This window comes from Gluconobacter roseus (genome assembly GCF_046058915.1).
Classification (GTDB): Bacteria; Pseudomonadota; Alphaproteobacteria; order Acetobacterales; family Acetobacteraceae; genus Gluconobacter; species Gluconobacter roseus_A.
The window spans coordinates 1533176-1545951 of sequence record NZ_CP175538.1; the positions used below are offsets into that span (position 1 = coordinate 1533176).

Below are 12776 nucleotides of genomic sequence, written 5' to 3' on the forward strand. Positions count from 1 at the left end.
TCAGGCCTTCTTCTGCAGACGGGCCAGTTCGCAGGCCAGCAGGAACTCGAGCCCTTCGAGACGGGCCAGGGCGGTGAACATGTCCTTGCCCCAGACATACACGCCGTGGCCGCGAATCAGGTAGCCGAGGCGCATGTCCGCCAGTTTCGGCGCGACGACCGTGGCCAGACGCGCGATGTCCTGATCGTTGTGGAACAGGGGCAGTTCGAGGCTGGTATCGTGGGTCGTCTGCCCCTCGAACACTTTGAGGACCTCATAACCCGCCAGCGTAATCGCGTCGGACGGTTCATCCATGGACAGGATGGTCGCGGCGACGGAGTGACCATGCAGCACGGCCCCGATCGCGGGATCATGGGCATAAAGCTGCGTGTGCAGGAGCGTTTCCGCGCTGGCACGGTTTGCGGGATCAACCGGAACGCCATCGGGAGTAATCTCGATGACGTCGCTGTCCGTCAGGAAGCCTTTATGGCCGCCCGAGCGCGTAATCGCGATACGACCATCCGGCAGGCGACAAGACAGGTTGCCTGCCGTAGCCGGCACCCAGCCGCGCTGGTCCATCCGCTGGCCCGCCTGCACGATCTGGCGGCAGGCATTGCTCCAGCTTTCATCAACCCTGGTCTGCATCAGGCCTGGTTGCGGTGCGTTTCGCTGGTGGTCGTCTGGTTGTAGCCAGGATTCTGGTTCGGCGGCGAGATGTGACCCGGAGCCTGACCGGCTTCCGGCGCGCTCATGGATTCATCATCGGCCATGTTCTTCTTGAAGGACTTGATGCCCTTCGCGAAGTCTCCCATCAGGCCGCTGATTTTGCCGCCGCCGCCAAACACGACGAGCAGGACGACCGCCAGGATCAGCCAGTGAACGGGGCTCATGCTGCCCATAATGTATTACTCCGAAAAGCCAAGGCCACCATCATGTGGCAAGGCTTGGGCGATTGTGCAAGCGTTCCTCTCAGGAAGCGTCGTCAATGTCCTGCGATGAAATGAAACCATAGGTCGGATAGGCGCGCTTTCCGAGGCTGTGAACCGGCGCCCACCAGACGCGCACCAGCGTCCAGTCATTGCGGGCGGAAACATCCGTGACGGGCACGGCACGGTCAATGCGGCCGGGCTCCCAGTTGGCATGATCAACGAGGATCGTCCGGTCCGAAATCTGCCTGCGCACGATGGAGACATGCCCGCTGGGGACACGGGATGTCGCGCGGAAGACAAGCACTTCTCCGGGACGTGGTGCGTGGGTATGACCATAGCGTCCGATGGACTGCCGCCACCATGAGGCCGCGGTTCCGCTGAGTTTCAGGCCGGTCCGCTCCCGGACATAGGGTGCGCATTGCAAAGGACCGTTGAAGCTGGCGCGGCTGTATTCATAGCGGTTACCGCACGCCCCCAGGATCACGAGAAGACCAAGGGGCAGGAAGCGGAGAACGCGGGACATCATCATCGTCAGAGGCTGCGGAAGGCGATGATGCGGTCTTCCGCCTCATCGGGGTCCATGTCGAGCACGCTCTGGGCGACATCGCGGGAAAAGCCGTTGCGGGCGAAGACACCCAGCGCTTTGAGCGGGTCTTCTTCCTCGCGGTCCGGTCTTTGGAACGGGCCGAGGCGGCGCTTGCGGGCCAGAACGAGGGCTGCGGCAAGTTCCGCGTCTTGCGCGCTGCTGTCCGAGCGCTCACCAAGCGATTCGTTGAGGGCTTCGCGGGTCGTGTCCTGATCCACGCCCTTATTGGCGAGATGGGCTTCCACGGCACGACGGGAACGACCAGTCCGGGTCAGGCTGACGGCGCGATTGCGGGCATAGCCGGCATCGTCCACCGCACCGAGATCGGTCATGGATGCGACGATTCCGTCGATGGCGGGGCGGACAGCCGCAATAGTGGATTCGATGTCTTCATTCGGCAGACCCGCACGTGAGGCGCGCACGCCCCAGCGGCGCAGGCGGCGGTCCAGCACCTGACGCAGGCCCTGTTCAGTTGTGGCGAAGCGGGCGAGATGCGCCAGCGCCGCTTCACGCAGGGACGCGGCATCCGGAACGGGTGGCGGGGCGGGACTGTCCTCCATAATGCTTCGGAGTATGCGGCGTGAAAGGCATTTACGGCAAGACGCCTTGGAGCCATCATTCCGTCCATGAACGATTCATTTTCTGCCCGTCTTGAAGCGGCCGTCTCCGCCCTCCCTGCCCGTTTTCCCGGCCCCGGCGGGGCCGTGGCCGTTCTGAAGGACGGAGAGGTTCTGGTCCGGCATGGCTGGGGCTATGCGAATGTGGAACGTCGCATTCCGTTCACGCCGTCCACGCTGTTCCGCATGTGCTCCATCACCAAGCAGTTCACCTGCGGAACGCTGCTGGACCTGTATGACGATCCGTCCGAACTGGATGGGGATTTGGATGCGCGCCTGCCACAACTGGATGAACCCTCACCGGGGCTGCTGCATCTGGCGCATAACCAGTCGGGGCTGCGGGATTACTGGGCCGTGGCAATGCTGCATGGCGCGCCGATCGAAGGGTATTTCGGGGACCGCGAGGCCCGTCGCGTCATTGACGGAACGCGGACGCTCCAGTTCCAGCCGGGTACGTCTTATTCCTATGTGAACCAGAATTTCCGGCTGATTTCCGACATTCTTCAGGATCGGACGGGGCGTAGCTTCGCTGAACTGCTCCAGACGTCGATCTTCAATCCGGTCGGTATGGAACGGGCGATTCTTGCGGCCGAGACACGCGCCATGCCGGATGGAACCGTCGGATATGAGGGGACCGTGGAGAGCGGCTTCCGTCCGGCGGTCAATAATGTGCTGTGGACGGGCGATGCCGGACTGGGGGCCTCGCTCGATGACATGATCGCCTGGGAGCGGTTCATTGATGAAACCCGCGATGCTCCGGACAGTCTTTACCGCCGCCTGACCGTTCCGGTGACGTTCAGCGATGGACAGTCCGCACCTTATGGATTCGGCCTGCAGCGCAGCACGATGTTCGGCCGGGACGTGACGATGCATGGAGGTGCCCTGCGGGGCTGGCGGTCACATCGTCTGCATGTCGCTTCGGAACGGCTGTCAGTTGTGGTGATGTTTAACCATATGAGTGCAGCGCAGGTCGCAGCGGCACAGATACTGGCTGCGGCACTCGGCGTTCCTTACGAGCCAGACCGCAGCACCCAGCAGCCGACGGCGCTGTATGGCACCTATCTGGAACGGGAGACGGGACTGTCGGCCCGAGTTCGAGCCTGCACCGGGCGGTGCAAAGCTGCGCTATCTGATGGTGCCGGAGCTGCTGGAGGGGATTTCAGCCACGCGAGCTGAAGCAGGGTCGGTTGTCGTAAGGGCACAGGATGCTGCGGAAGGCACGGAAGCCGTAATGGAACGTCCGGGCGAAAACCGGACGAGTATCCTGACACGCTGCGATGAAACGCCCGGTGAGAACATCGCCGAGCTGGCCGGAATTTATCGCTGCGAGGAACTGGACGAGGCCGAAGTCACCATCGAGCTGGCAGGTGGCGTGGTTTATGGCGGTTTTTCGGGAATTCTGGGCGATGGCCGGATGGAAATGCTCCAGCGTCTGGCACGGGATGTGTGGGTTCTCCCCTGCCCGCGCGCGCTTGATCATACGGCTCCGGGAGACTGGACGCTGGCGTTCGAGCGACAGGGCAGCAGCGTGGCCGCGGTACGGGTCGGGTGCTGGCTGGCGCGGGATCTCGTGTATCAGCGCGTCTGATCCGGAACCCGCACAGGGCAGTTATCCGGTCATGGGGTTTGACGGAACCCCTTTCCGCCCTTCACTATGCGCAGGCGGATTTTGAAGCCCTGCTCCGGGCAACCAGAGCAGGGTTTTGCAATTCCGCAACAACCGTTTCGTTCTCAACCAGATATTCAGAGATCCATCATGATCCCCGCGCTGATGCCGAATTACAAACGTGCCGACCTTGCTTTCGAGCAGGGCGAAGGCGTCTGGCTGACGGCGACGAACGGACGACGATATCTGGATTTCGGCGCCGGCATTGCCGTGTCCTCGCTGGGACATGCCCATCCGAAACTGGTGAAGGCCATTGCGGATCAGGCCGCGAAGGTCATGCATGTCTCGAACCTGTACCGGGTGCCCCAGGCTGAAAAGCTGGCGCAGCTTCTGGTACAGAACACGTTTGCGGACTCGGTGCTGTTCTGCAATTCGGGTGCCGAGGCCAACGAGGCCATGGTCAAGATGATCCGGCGCGCCCAGTTCGAGAACGGCCATCCGGAACGCACGCATATCCTATGCTTCAACGGCGCCTTCCACGGACGGACGCTGGGCATGATCTCCGCCACCGGTAATCCGGCCTATCAGAAAGGCTTCGGGCCGGTCGTGGCCGGTTTCGACCATGCGCCGTTCAACAACACCAACACGCTGCGTGAGGCCATCACACCTGAGACGGCCGGCATCGTCGTCGAGCCGGTTCAGGGTGAGAGCGGCATCAAGCCGGCCACTCAGGAATTCATGTCGGCTCTCCGCACCGCCTGTGATGAATACGGCCTCTATCTGGGCTTCGATGAGGTCCAGACCGGCGTGGGCCGTACGGGACGTCTATTCGCCCATGAACTTTATGACGTGAAGCCGGACGTCATTTCCGTGGCCAAGGGCATTGGCGGCGGCTTCCCGCTTGGCGCCGTTCTGGCAACCGAAGAGGTGGCAAAGCATCTGACGCCGGGTTCTCATGGCACGACCTATGGCGGCAATCCGCTGGCCTGCTCGGCGGGTCTTGCCGTGCTGGAGGAAGTGCTCAGCCCCGGCTTCCTCGAACATGTCCGGGCCGTCGGTAGTGCCTTTGGCGCCATGCTTGAGGATGTCGTGAAGCGCTCGGAAGGCGTTTTCGACGGTGTGCGTGGAGTCGGGCTGATGCGTGGACTGCACTGCGTCCCGCCTGTCGCTGCCGTCATGGCTGCGATTCTGGATCAGGATCTTCTGGCCGTAGGCGCGGGGGACAATGTCCTGCGACTCGTCCCCCCTGATCGTCACGGAAGCCGAATGCCGCGAGGCGTGCGATCGCCTAATCCGGGCGGCAGCTGCCCTGAACGCACAGACCACAAAGACCCAGGAGAACGCCTCGTGAGCGCAGCAACTGCAAGCCGCACGACCGCCACGGATCACCAGGCGCCCCGGCATTTTCTCGATCTGCGCGATTTTACGCCTGAGGTGATCCGGCAGATCATCGACCTGTCTGCAAAGGTGAAGGCCATGCAGAACGGCCGTCGCCAGCCCCTACATCCGGATCGCCCGCTAGAAGGACGGAGTCTTGGTCTGATCCTTGCCCAGCCTTCGACGCGCACCCGTGTGTTGTTCGAGGTCGGGATGGGACAGCTTGGCGGGTCGGTTTCGGTCCTCTCGCCGGGCGACATGCAGCTTGGGCGGGGCGAGACCGTGGCGGACACAGCCCGTGTCCTGTCGCGTTTTCTGGACGTGATCGTGCTGCGGACCGGCAATGACGCCAATCTGCGTGAACTGGCAAAATGGAGTTCGGTGCCGGTCATCAACGGCCTGACGCCTGTCTCCCATCCGATCCAGATCCTTGCCGATGTCCTGACATTCGAGGAACACCGCGGGCCAATCCGTGGAAAAACGCTGGCCTGGATTGGTGACGGCAACAATGTCGCCACGTCTCTGATGGAGGGTGCAGCTCTTCTGGGCTTCAATGTCTGTCTGGCCACGCCGGAGAGCTTCTCTCCTAACCCTGAAGCCGTAGAATGGGCCCGGGCCCATGGCGCGACGATCGAGGTCTTCCGTGATCCGGCCGAAGCGGTTGCTGGTGCCGATGCCGTACTGACCGATACCTGGGTGAGCATGGGGGACAAGGACCGCGAAAGACGGCTCAAGGTGTTCCAGCCCTATCAGGTCGATACGGCCCTGATGGCAAAAGCTGCGCCCAATGCCCTGTTCCTGCACTGTCTGCCTGCCCATATCGGAGAGGAAGTGACGTCCGAAGTTTTTGAAGGCCCGGCGTCCGTTGTCTTTGATGAGGCGGAAAACCGCCTGCACACGCAGAAGGGCCTGCTGCTCTGGGCCCTTGGGAGAGAAAACGGGTGATGGATACACCACCATTCCTCGACACGAACCGTCCTGACGTTCCAAACATGGTTGTTTCCGGCGGGGTGATGCCGTTCTATCTGGAACGCTCACCTGTCCGGGGCCGTCTGGTCCGGCTTGGGCCTTTGGCTGACGCCATCCTGTCCCGTCACGACAATCCTGATGCCGTCTCCCGGCTGGGAGGCGAGGCTCTGGCGCTCGTGGCCGTCATGGTCTCCGCCCTGAAGTTCAAAGGGGCCTTTTCCCTGCAGATCAAAGGGGATGGACCGGTCTCCATGCTTGTTGCCGATGCAACAGATAGTGGGGATTTGCGGTTCTTTGCACGTCTGCGCGAAGACGCTGACCGGAATGCACTGCCTGAGACCGCCAAGGAACTCCTTGGTGACGGCTACATGGCCTTCACCATTGATCAGGGGCCGGACATGGACCGGCATCAGGGCATTGTTGATCTGACCGGCACGACGCTTGCCGAAATGGCAATGCATTATTTCCACACCAGCGAACAGCATGACTGCTGGATCCGGCTGTTCTGTGCGAAATCGTCAGATGACTGGAAGGCCGGAGCGCTGGTTCTGGAACGGATTGCGGCCGAAGGCGGGATCGAGGCGACCGAGCAGGACGAAGATGCCTGGGAAACCGCCTGCACGCTGGCGGAGACGGTCACGGAGCAGGAAGTTCTTGATCCGGAGCTCTCGAACGAGCAGTTGATTCATCGGCTTTTCGGTACGCTGGATGTCCGTCTGGGCACCCCGCGCGCGCTGGCCTATGGTTGCCGATGCAACCGGGCAAGGCTGGCATCCGTTCTGGAGACATTCCCGGATGACGATCTTGACCATATGGTCGAGAACGGGGCCATTACGATGAACTGTGAGTTCTGTAATGTGGGTTTCCGCTTTACGCGCGATGAACTTGGAGAACGGTCTGAATGACGCTGACACTGCTTGATGGCGTAAAGCTCGATGGCTTTCCGGTCGAGCAGCTTTATCCCGGCTGGGTTCCTGTTAGTCGCACCCCGGTTGTGGACGATTTCAGTGTCGTCGTTTTCGGTGAGGACAGCAGCGGGCGACAGGCCTGCTGGTGGCTTGAAGGCGAAAACTACAGCGCAAGCCATATCTTGGTCCTTCATGAACCTGTCCGACGGCGTCTTCTGACAGCCATGGACTATGTTTTCTGGCCTCTGGCAACGGGTGTTCTGGGATCTCCTCTTCCCGATCAGACACCCGTAGACTGTGAAAACCTGCCTGAAATCGCTGTCAATGAAATGTCGGGCTCCTGGCTGGAAGGATATGCCCCACATACGCTTCTGCTGCCTTCAGGTCATGCAGACAGTGGAGAAGCCTTGTCGTGTCCAAACGGTCGCCAGATCGGTGCAAACCGGATGACCGCTCTGCTGTCCGCCCAGCGGGGGGCCGGACCGCTGATTGTTTCCTCACCCTTCACGGCACTGCCTCTTCTGGCCCAGATTACATTTCAGACGGGACCGCTGAGTGTCAGTCGTTTTCAGGACGGTGAGACGGTTTTCTATCTGATCTGGAACGAAAACCTCCCTGCGCTTCGTCCCACCTTTTACTATCCTGACGGCCCAATCGTGATCAGTGATGATCCCGGTGCAGCAATGATTCCAGGGCTGATCCTGGGCTGGTACGCGCGCCACCCTGAACATGCGGCTCTCATTCGTGAGGCGCGGCCGTTCAAGGCTGAGGATTTCGGTCTTGGACAGGCATCGGGCCTGCGTCAGAAAGAGCCAGCGGAAAATAATACACCGGCACCTGGGGTTGAAACGGTTTCTTCTTCCAAAACCAGGGACGAGCCTGCTGTGGTAACACCTGAGCCAGAGACAAGTCGGACAAGTCCTTCTTCACCTCAGGCCGAACAGCCGACTTCCGCTTCGGCCCCCCAGACGTCTAAACAGGGACTCAAGAGCCGGCTCAAGTCTCTTTTCGGCCGGCTGTAACGTCTTCAGGAGACAGGATATGCGCATACGTTACTGGACCGGTCTGGGTGCTCTGGCGTTGTCCCTTGGCGTAGCCGCATGCTCTGACGGGAATGGGAACCAGACCTTTCCCCCGCTCGATTACAGCTATCTCTCACAGATTCATCTGAATGTAGCCTCCATCGACGTGCAGGATGAAGCTCCTGCCGCACCGGATTCACTTTCAGCCAAAGCGCCGACTGCTCCTGATGAAGCCCTGAAGGCTATGGCCAGTCAGCGCCTGATTGCCAGCGGCAGTTCTGGCAAAGCCGATTTCATCATCAAGCAGGCCTATCTGAACCGGGCAGGCGACAATGCGGTAACGGGCGCGATGGATGTGCAGCTGAATATCGCGGATGCCGGAAACCAGCATACTGGCTTCGTTCATGCCCGTATCACACGCAAGCTCGATACGGGCGACCGTGATCCGACATCCCGCAAGGAACTCTACGCTCTGACCAGCCAGATGATGCAGGACATGAACGTGGAGCTGGAATTCCAAATCCGCAAGAAGCTTATGTCATGGATGACGGATGCGACCGGTACACCTCTCGTCAATGGCGGTATCCAGCAGCAGACACTTGGAGCGCCGGGAACAGAGCCAGTGCCTGCCCCTACAGCAACAGCACCCACTACACCTTCTGCCCTTGCTGCTCCCGAGAAAACAGCGACCCCAGTTGCCGCTGCGAGCGGACCGGATGCCATTTTCCCGACAGGGGCAGATAGCGAAACAACAGCAGCTCCCGTTACCCAGCATTCTCCTCAACCCGGGACGTTGCAACTTCCGTCAACGACCGGCACCGCAACGCACTGAGTTTACATCTCTCGTCATGTTGTGATGAACACAACGCTGGAAGTCCTGGCCTGTCTTCGGTAGGGGACAGGAGTTTGGATTTTGTAAAGCATCCATTTTCAGATTTTCTGTGATTTTTGGTTCTATTTTCCGGAGAGACCTGTGCCACCTATGGAACTGACACTGAACCGTCCGCTCCGCCGCAGTTTCATCAAAGGCCTCCTGGGAACCACATCATTCTGGATGACTTCAGGAAGTACCCAGTGGGCCGAAGCTCTGGCGGCGGAAGCGGCAGCCCAGTCCTATCAGCCCGCCTTCTTTGATATGAAGGAATACCAGTTTCTGGAAGCGGCCAGCGACCGCCTTTTCCCCTCCGATCATAACAGTCCGGGTGGTAGAGCACTAGGTGTAGCCGAATTCATCGACCGACAGATGCAGACCCCTTATGGACATGGGGAAAACTGGTATATGTCCGGTCCGTTCCAGCAGGGACCTGCCAATCTTGGCTATCAGCTTCCGTTCGTTCCGCGCGACCTCTATCGCAAAGGTATTGCTGGCGTCGAAACTTATGCCAGACAGCAACACGGCAAGGAGTTTGCAGCCCTTGCAGCCGTACAGCAGGACGAAATCCTGACGGCTCTGGAAGGGGGATCTGTCCAGCTCGGCGAAATTCCGGGGCGCGTATTTTTCGAACAGCTCCGGACCAATACCCTTGAAGGTGTGTTTGCCGACCCTCTTTATGGTGGCAATCGGGGCCTCGCAGGCTGGGTCATGCTCGGCTTTCCAGGAGCCAGAGCGGATTTCATGGACTGGGTAAACCAGGAAGGTGCGCCCTACCCCATCGGACCGGTCTCCATCTCGGGGGAGACCGCGTAAAATGGGTGAAAAGCATGTCGATGCCATTATCGTGGGGGCTGGTTGGGCTGGCGCGATCCTCGCCAAGGAACTAACCGAAGCAGGGCTCTCCGTGGTCATGCTCGAGCGTGGCGCCGAAAGGACGACACAAATCGAAGGCGCCTATCCGGATTCTATTGATGAACTGCGCGGCGCCGTGCGCAAACGTCTGTTCCAGAATCTGTCCCAGTCTACGGTGACAATCCGCAACACCATGGACCAGACGGCTCTACCTTACCGGCAACTCGCAGCTTTCCTGCCTGGTGAAGGCGTGGGAGGAGCCGGGCTTCATTGGTCGGGCGTCCATTTCCGCGCTGCACCAGAAGATCTGAGACTACGCAGTTCCGTGATCGAGCGCTATGGAGAGAAATTCATTCCTGAAGGGATGAACCTTCAGGATTATGGTGTCACCTACGAGAAACTGGAGCCCTTTTTCGACAAGGCGGAAAAAGTGTTCGGCACATCGGGAGAAGCCTACAAGGTTCAGGGAAAAGTAGTTGGAAACGGAAATGTTTTTTCTCCGGATCGTTCCAGTAACTTTCCACTTCCAGCAATGAAGGATACTTTTTCGGCATCGGTTTTCCGCGATGCGGCTAAAAGTGCTGGATACCATCCCTACGCGCTTCCCGCCGCCAACGCATCGCGCCAGTACACGAACACTTATGGCTGCCAGATGGGACCATGCAATTTCTGCGGATATTGCAGCGGGTATGACTGTTACCTCTATTCCAAGGCCTCGCCCAATGTAAACATCCTTCCCGCATTACGGCAGGATCCGAGATTTTCCCTGATCCCGAACGCCCATGTTCTTCGGGTCGATCTCGACAGCACGAAAACGAAGGCGACCGGCGTCACTTACCTAGACACCAAGACCCGGAAAGAAACGTCACTCTCCGCCGATCTGGTCATTCTGGGAGCATTCCAGTTCAACAATGTTCATCTGATGCTGGTTTCCGGTATCGGCAAACCTTATGATCCCGTCAGCAACACCGGGACGGTCGGACGCAATTTCGTCTACCAGACCATCACGTCCTCACGCGTCTGGCTTCCCTCCTCGACCTATACCAATCAGTTTGTAGGGGCAGGTGGTGCCGGCGTTGCCATCGATGATTTCAACAGCATGAATTTCGATCATGGGCCACTTGGTTTTGTGGGAGGGTCCCCTGTCTGGGTCAATCAGGCCGGAATGAAGCCGATCGCTGCTGCAACCGGTGCCGGAGGCGGAGGCACACCACGCTGGGGTTCTGCCTACAAGGATGCCCTGATCAATACCTATAAACATTCGCTGGGTATTGATGCACATGGCAGCAACATGGCGTATCGGGACGTCTATCTGGACCTCGATCCCACTTGGAAAGACGCGTACGGACAGCCGCTGCTTCGCATGACCTTCACCTGGAAGGAAAATGATATTCGCATGAACCAGTATGTCGTCAGCAAAATTGAACCCATCGCACGCGCCATGGGTGCGACAAAAATGAATCTGGTTCACCTCAATCCGGGTCAGCCTTTTGACACTCGCAAATACCAGACCACCCATCTGGGTGGAGGCGCCATCATGGGAGAAAATCCCCAGACAAGCGCGCTGAACCGCTATCTTCAGAGTTGGGACGTATCGAACGTCTTCGTCATTGGATCAAATGCGTTTCCGCAGGGTATGGGATATAATCCAACAGGAATGGTCGCCGCTCTTGCATACTGGGCCGCACACCATATTCGTACGACCTATCTGAAATCCCCTGGCCCGCTGGTGCAGGCATGAAATGGCCTCTGCTTGCGGTATGCATCCTCGGGAGCAGTCTGGCTGGAAAAGCCATCGCGCAGGATGCTGATAACGCCACTTTAGAAAAAGGACGTTATCTAGCCGCGGCTTCAGATTGCGCAGCCTGCCATTCAGCGCATGGAAGACCAGAATATTCCGGGGGCATTTCATTTTCCCTGCCCATGGGGAAAATCTATTCCACCAACATCACACCAGATGCGGACCATGGAATTGGTCATTATACGGAAGCCCAGTTTGGCAGAGCCTTGCGCGAAGGCGTGCGTCGTGATGGCTCAACGCTTTACCCGGCCATGCCTTTTCCATCCTATGCGCGTCTGACGGACAGCGATATCCACGCCCTGTTTATCTATTTTCGGAAAGGCGTCAAACCGGCTCCCATTTCTCCCCCGAAGAACGGGATTGTCTGGCCGCTCTCCATCCGCTGGCCGCTGACTTTCTGGCGCTGGGCTTTTGCCCCCACACCCACAAAGGCCATCCCCAGGACCTCAGGAGAATTCACTGATCCCGAGCTTGCCCGTGGCGCCTATCTCGTTGAAGGTCCAGCCCATTGCGGGGCCTGTCATTCCCCTCGCGCCATAACAATGCAGGAAAAGGCACTCACAGCGACGGATGGGAATCTTTACCTCGCCGGCGGTGCCATGGTGGATGGCTGGACGCCCCCGTCACTCCGTCAGGAAAACCGTACTGGACTGGGCCGATGGAGCGAGGATGATATCGTATCTTTCCTCAAAACCGGCCGCGCAGTGACCGGTAGTGTTTTCGGATCCATGACATCCGCCGTCCTGCATGGAACGCAGAAACTGACGGATGATGATCTGCATGCCATCGCTCATTATCTCAAGAGCCTGAAAGCTGTCGATCAGACCCAGAAACCATGGACCTATGACTCCACGATAACCGATCAGCTTCACAAAGCAGATCTCTCATATCGGGGTGCACGCATTTATGTCGATCGCTGCGCGGCATGTCATCGCACTGATGGGAAAGGCTATCCTTCCGTCTTTCCGCCTCTCGCCGGCAACCCTGTCATGATGCAGGATGATCCCGTTTCACTCATTCACATCATCCAGAGCGGTGCAACGCTCCCCGCGATGACAGCGGCGCCATCATCCATCGTCATGCCAGTGTTCAAGCATAAGCTGACGGATGAGCAGATTGCTGATGTCGTGACGTTCATCCGCCATGCCTGGGGCAACAATGCTTCACCGATTTCAGCAGAAGACGTGAAACGGCTCAGCAAAAGCATGCCTCCTCCAGATATGGCGGATGACGCACTTTCGCTGAACTGAGTTTGT

Annotated in this window: 13 protein-coding genes and 1 pseudogene; 10 read left to right on the forward strand and 4 right to left on the reverse strand. The window is 59.1% G+C overall.

Going from position 1 to position 12776, the window contains the following annotated elements:
• The 4 genes from ACJ2A4_RS07035 to ACJ2A4_RS07050 all read right to left on the reverse strand — a co-directional run bounded on the left by ACJ2A4_RS07035 (nt 1) and on the right by ACJ2A4_RS07050 (nt 2054).
• Complete coding sequence (locus tag ACJ2A4_RS07035) at nt 1–624, reverse strand: methylthioribulose 1-phosphate dehydratase (protein ID WP_408872277.1); 624 nt, start codon at nt 622–624, stop codon at nt 1–3.
• The gene (locus tag ACJ2A4_RS07040) at nt 624–878 is read right to left on the reverse strand and encodes a twin-arginine translocase TatA/TatE family subunit (protein ID WP_062507617.1); all 255 of its coding nucleotides are present in this window, start codon (nt 876–878) and stop codon (nt 624–626) included. Before ACJ2A4_RS07040 ends, ACJ2A4_RS07035 begins: the two co-directional genes overlap by 1 nt.
• A 70-nt stretch (nt 879–948) precedes the next feature.
• The gene (locus ACJ2A4_RS07045) at nt 949–1437 is read right to left on the reverse strand and encodes a CHAP domain-containing protein (RefSeq protein ID WP_408872278.1); all 489 of its coding nucleotides are present in this window, start codon (nt 1435–1437) and stop codon (nt 949–951) included.
• Nucleotides 1438–1439: 2 nt separating this feature from the next.
• On the reverse strand, nt 1440–2054 hold the full coding sequence (locus tag ACJ2A4_RS07050; RefSeq protein ID WP_408872279.1) for a regulatory protein RecX: 615 nt from the start codon (nt 2052–2054) through the stop codon (nt 1440–1442).
• A 66-nt stretch (nt 2055–2120) separates the two neighbouring features.
• Between ACJ2A4_RS07050 and ACJ2A4_RS07055 the strand changes: the two genes are divergently transcribed.
• The 10 genes and pseudogenes from ACJ2A4_RS07055 (at nt 2121) to ACJ2A4_RS07100 (ending at nt 12770) form a co-directional block, all read left to right on the forward strand.
• Complete coding sequence (locus ACJ2A4_RS07055; RefSeq protein WP_408872280.1) at nt 2121–3287, forward strand: D-aminopeptidase; 1167 nt, start codon at nt 2121–2123, stop codon at nt 3285–3287.
• Nucleotides 3244–3699: a hypothetical protein gene (locus ACJ2A4_RS07060; protein WP_408872281.1), complete on the forward strand. Its 456-nt coding sequence runs from the start codon at nt 3244–3246 to the stop codon at nt 3697–3699. The genes ACJ2A4_RS07055 and ACJ2A4_RS07060 overlap by 44 nt, the downstream gene beginning before the upstream one ends.
• Nucleotides 3700–3765: 66 nt before the next feature.
• Nucleotides 3766–5068 (forward strand): annotated as a pseudogene (locus ACJ2A4_RS07065) (aspartate aminotransferase family protein).
• Nucleotides 4984–6039, forward strand: coding sequence for an ornithine carbamoyltransferase (gene argF / locus ACJ2A4_RS07070; RefSeq protein WP_408872282.1), 1056 nt, complete (start codon nt 4984–4986; stop codon nt 6037–6039). The pseudogene ACJ2A4_RS07065 and the gene argF overlap by 85 nt, the downstream one beginning before the upstream one ends.
• Nucleotides 6039–6968: an Hsp33 family molecular chaperone HslO gene (locus ACJ2A4_RS07075; RefSeq protein WP_408872283.1), complete on the forward strand. Its 930-nt coding sequence runs from the start codon at nt 6039–6041 to the stop codon at nt 6966–6968. The genes argF and ACJ2A4_RS07075 overlap by 1 nt, the downstream gene beginning before the upstream one ends.
• A complete protein-coding gene (locus ACJ2A4_RS07080) occupies nt 6965–7993 on the forward strand; it encodes a hypothetical protein (protein WP_408872284.1) in 1029 nt (342 codons plus the stop codon). Before ACJ2A4_RS07075 ends, ACJ2A4_RS07080 begins: the two co-directional genes overlap by 4 nt.
• 19 nt (nt 7994–8012) lie before the next feature.
• The gene (locus ACJ2A4_RS07085; protein WP_408872285.1) at nt 8013–8825 is read left to right on the forward strand and encodes a hypothetical protein; all 813 of its coding nucleotides are present in this window, start codon (nt 8013–8015) and stop codon (nt 8823–8825) included.
• 141 nt (nt 8826–8966) lie between these two features.
• Nucleotides 8967–9680, forward strand: coding sequence for a gluconate 2-dehydrogenase subunit 3 family protein (locus ACJ2A4_RS07090; RefSeq protein WP_408872286.1), 714 nt, complete (start codon nt 8967–8969; stop codon nt 9678–9680).
• 1 nt (nt 9681) lies between these two features.
• Nucleotides 9682–11460 (forward strand): GMC family oxidoreductase, encoded by a 1779-nt coding sequence (locus tag ACJ2A4_RS07095; protein WP_408872287.1) that lies wholly within the window; start codon nt 9682–9684, stop codon nt 11458–11460.
• Nucleotides 11457–12770: a c-type cytochrome gene (locus tag ACJ2A4_RS07100; protein ID WP_408872288.1), complete on the forward strand. Its 1314-nt coding sequence runs from the start codon at nt 11457–11459 to the stop codon at nt 12768–12770. Before ACJ2A4_RS07095 ends, ACJ2A4_RS07100 begins: the two co-directional genes overlap by 4 nt.
• The last annotated feature ends 6 nt before the right edge of the window (nt 12771–12776 follow it).

Coding starts and splice junctions, on each gene's coding strand:
- ACJ2A4_RS07035 (WP_408872277.1), bottom strand. CDS start 624: ATGCAGACCAGGGTTGATGAAAGCTGGAGCAATGCCTGCCGCCAGATC.
- ACJ2A4_RS07040 (WP_062507617.1), bottom strand. CDS start 878: ATGGGCAGCATGAGCCCCGTTCACTGGCTGATCCTGGCGGTCGTCCTG.
- ACJ2A4_RS07045 (WP_408872278.1), bottom strand. CDS start 1,437: ATGATGATGTCCCGCGTTCTCCGCTTCCTGCCCCTTGGTCTTCTCGTG.
- ACJ2A4_RS07050 (WP_408872279.1), bottom strand. CDS start 2,054: ATGGAGGACAGTCCCGCCCCGCCACCCGTTCCGGATGCCGCGTCCCTG.
- ACJ2A4_RS07055 (WP_408872280.1), top strand. CDS start 2,121: ATGAACGATTCATTTTCTGCCCGTCTTGAAGCGGCCGTCTCCGCCCTC.
- ACJ2A4_RS07060 (WP_408872281.1), top strand. CDS start 3,244: ATGGTGCCGGAGCTGCTGGAGGGGATTTCAGCCACGCGAGCTGAAGCA.
- argF (WP_408872282.1), top strand. CDS start 4,984: ATGCCGCGAGGCGTGCGATCGCCTAATCCGGGCGGCAGCTGCCCTGAA.
- ACJ2A4_RS07075 (WP_408872283.1), top strand. CDS start 6,039: ATGGATACACCACCATTCCTCGACACGAACCGTCCTGACGTTCCAAAC.
- ACJ2A4_RS07080 (WP_408872284.1), top strand. CDS start 6,965: ATGACGCTGACACTGCTTGATGGCGTAAAGCTCGATGGCTTTCCGGTC.
- ACJ2A4_RS07085 (WP_408872285.1), top strand. CDS start 8,013: ATGCGCATACGTTACTGGACCGGTCTGGGTGCTCTGGCGTTGTCCCTT.
- ACJ2A4_RS07095 (WP_408872287.1), top strand. CDS start 9,682: ATGGGTGAAAAGCATGTCGATGCCATTATCGTGGGGGCTGGTTGGGCT.
- ACJ2A4_RS07100 (WP_408872288.1), top strand. CDS start 11,457: ATGAAATGGCCTCTGCTTGCGGTATGCATCCTCGGGAGCAGTCTGGCT.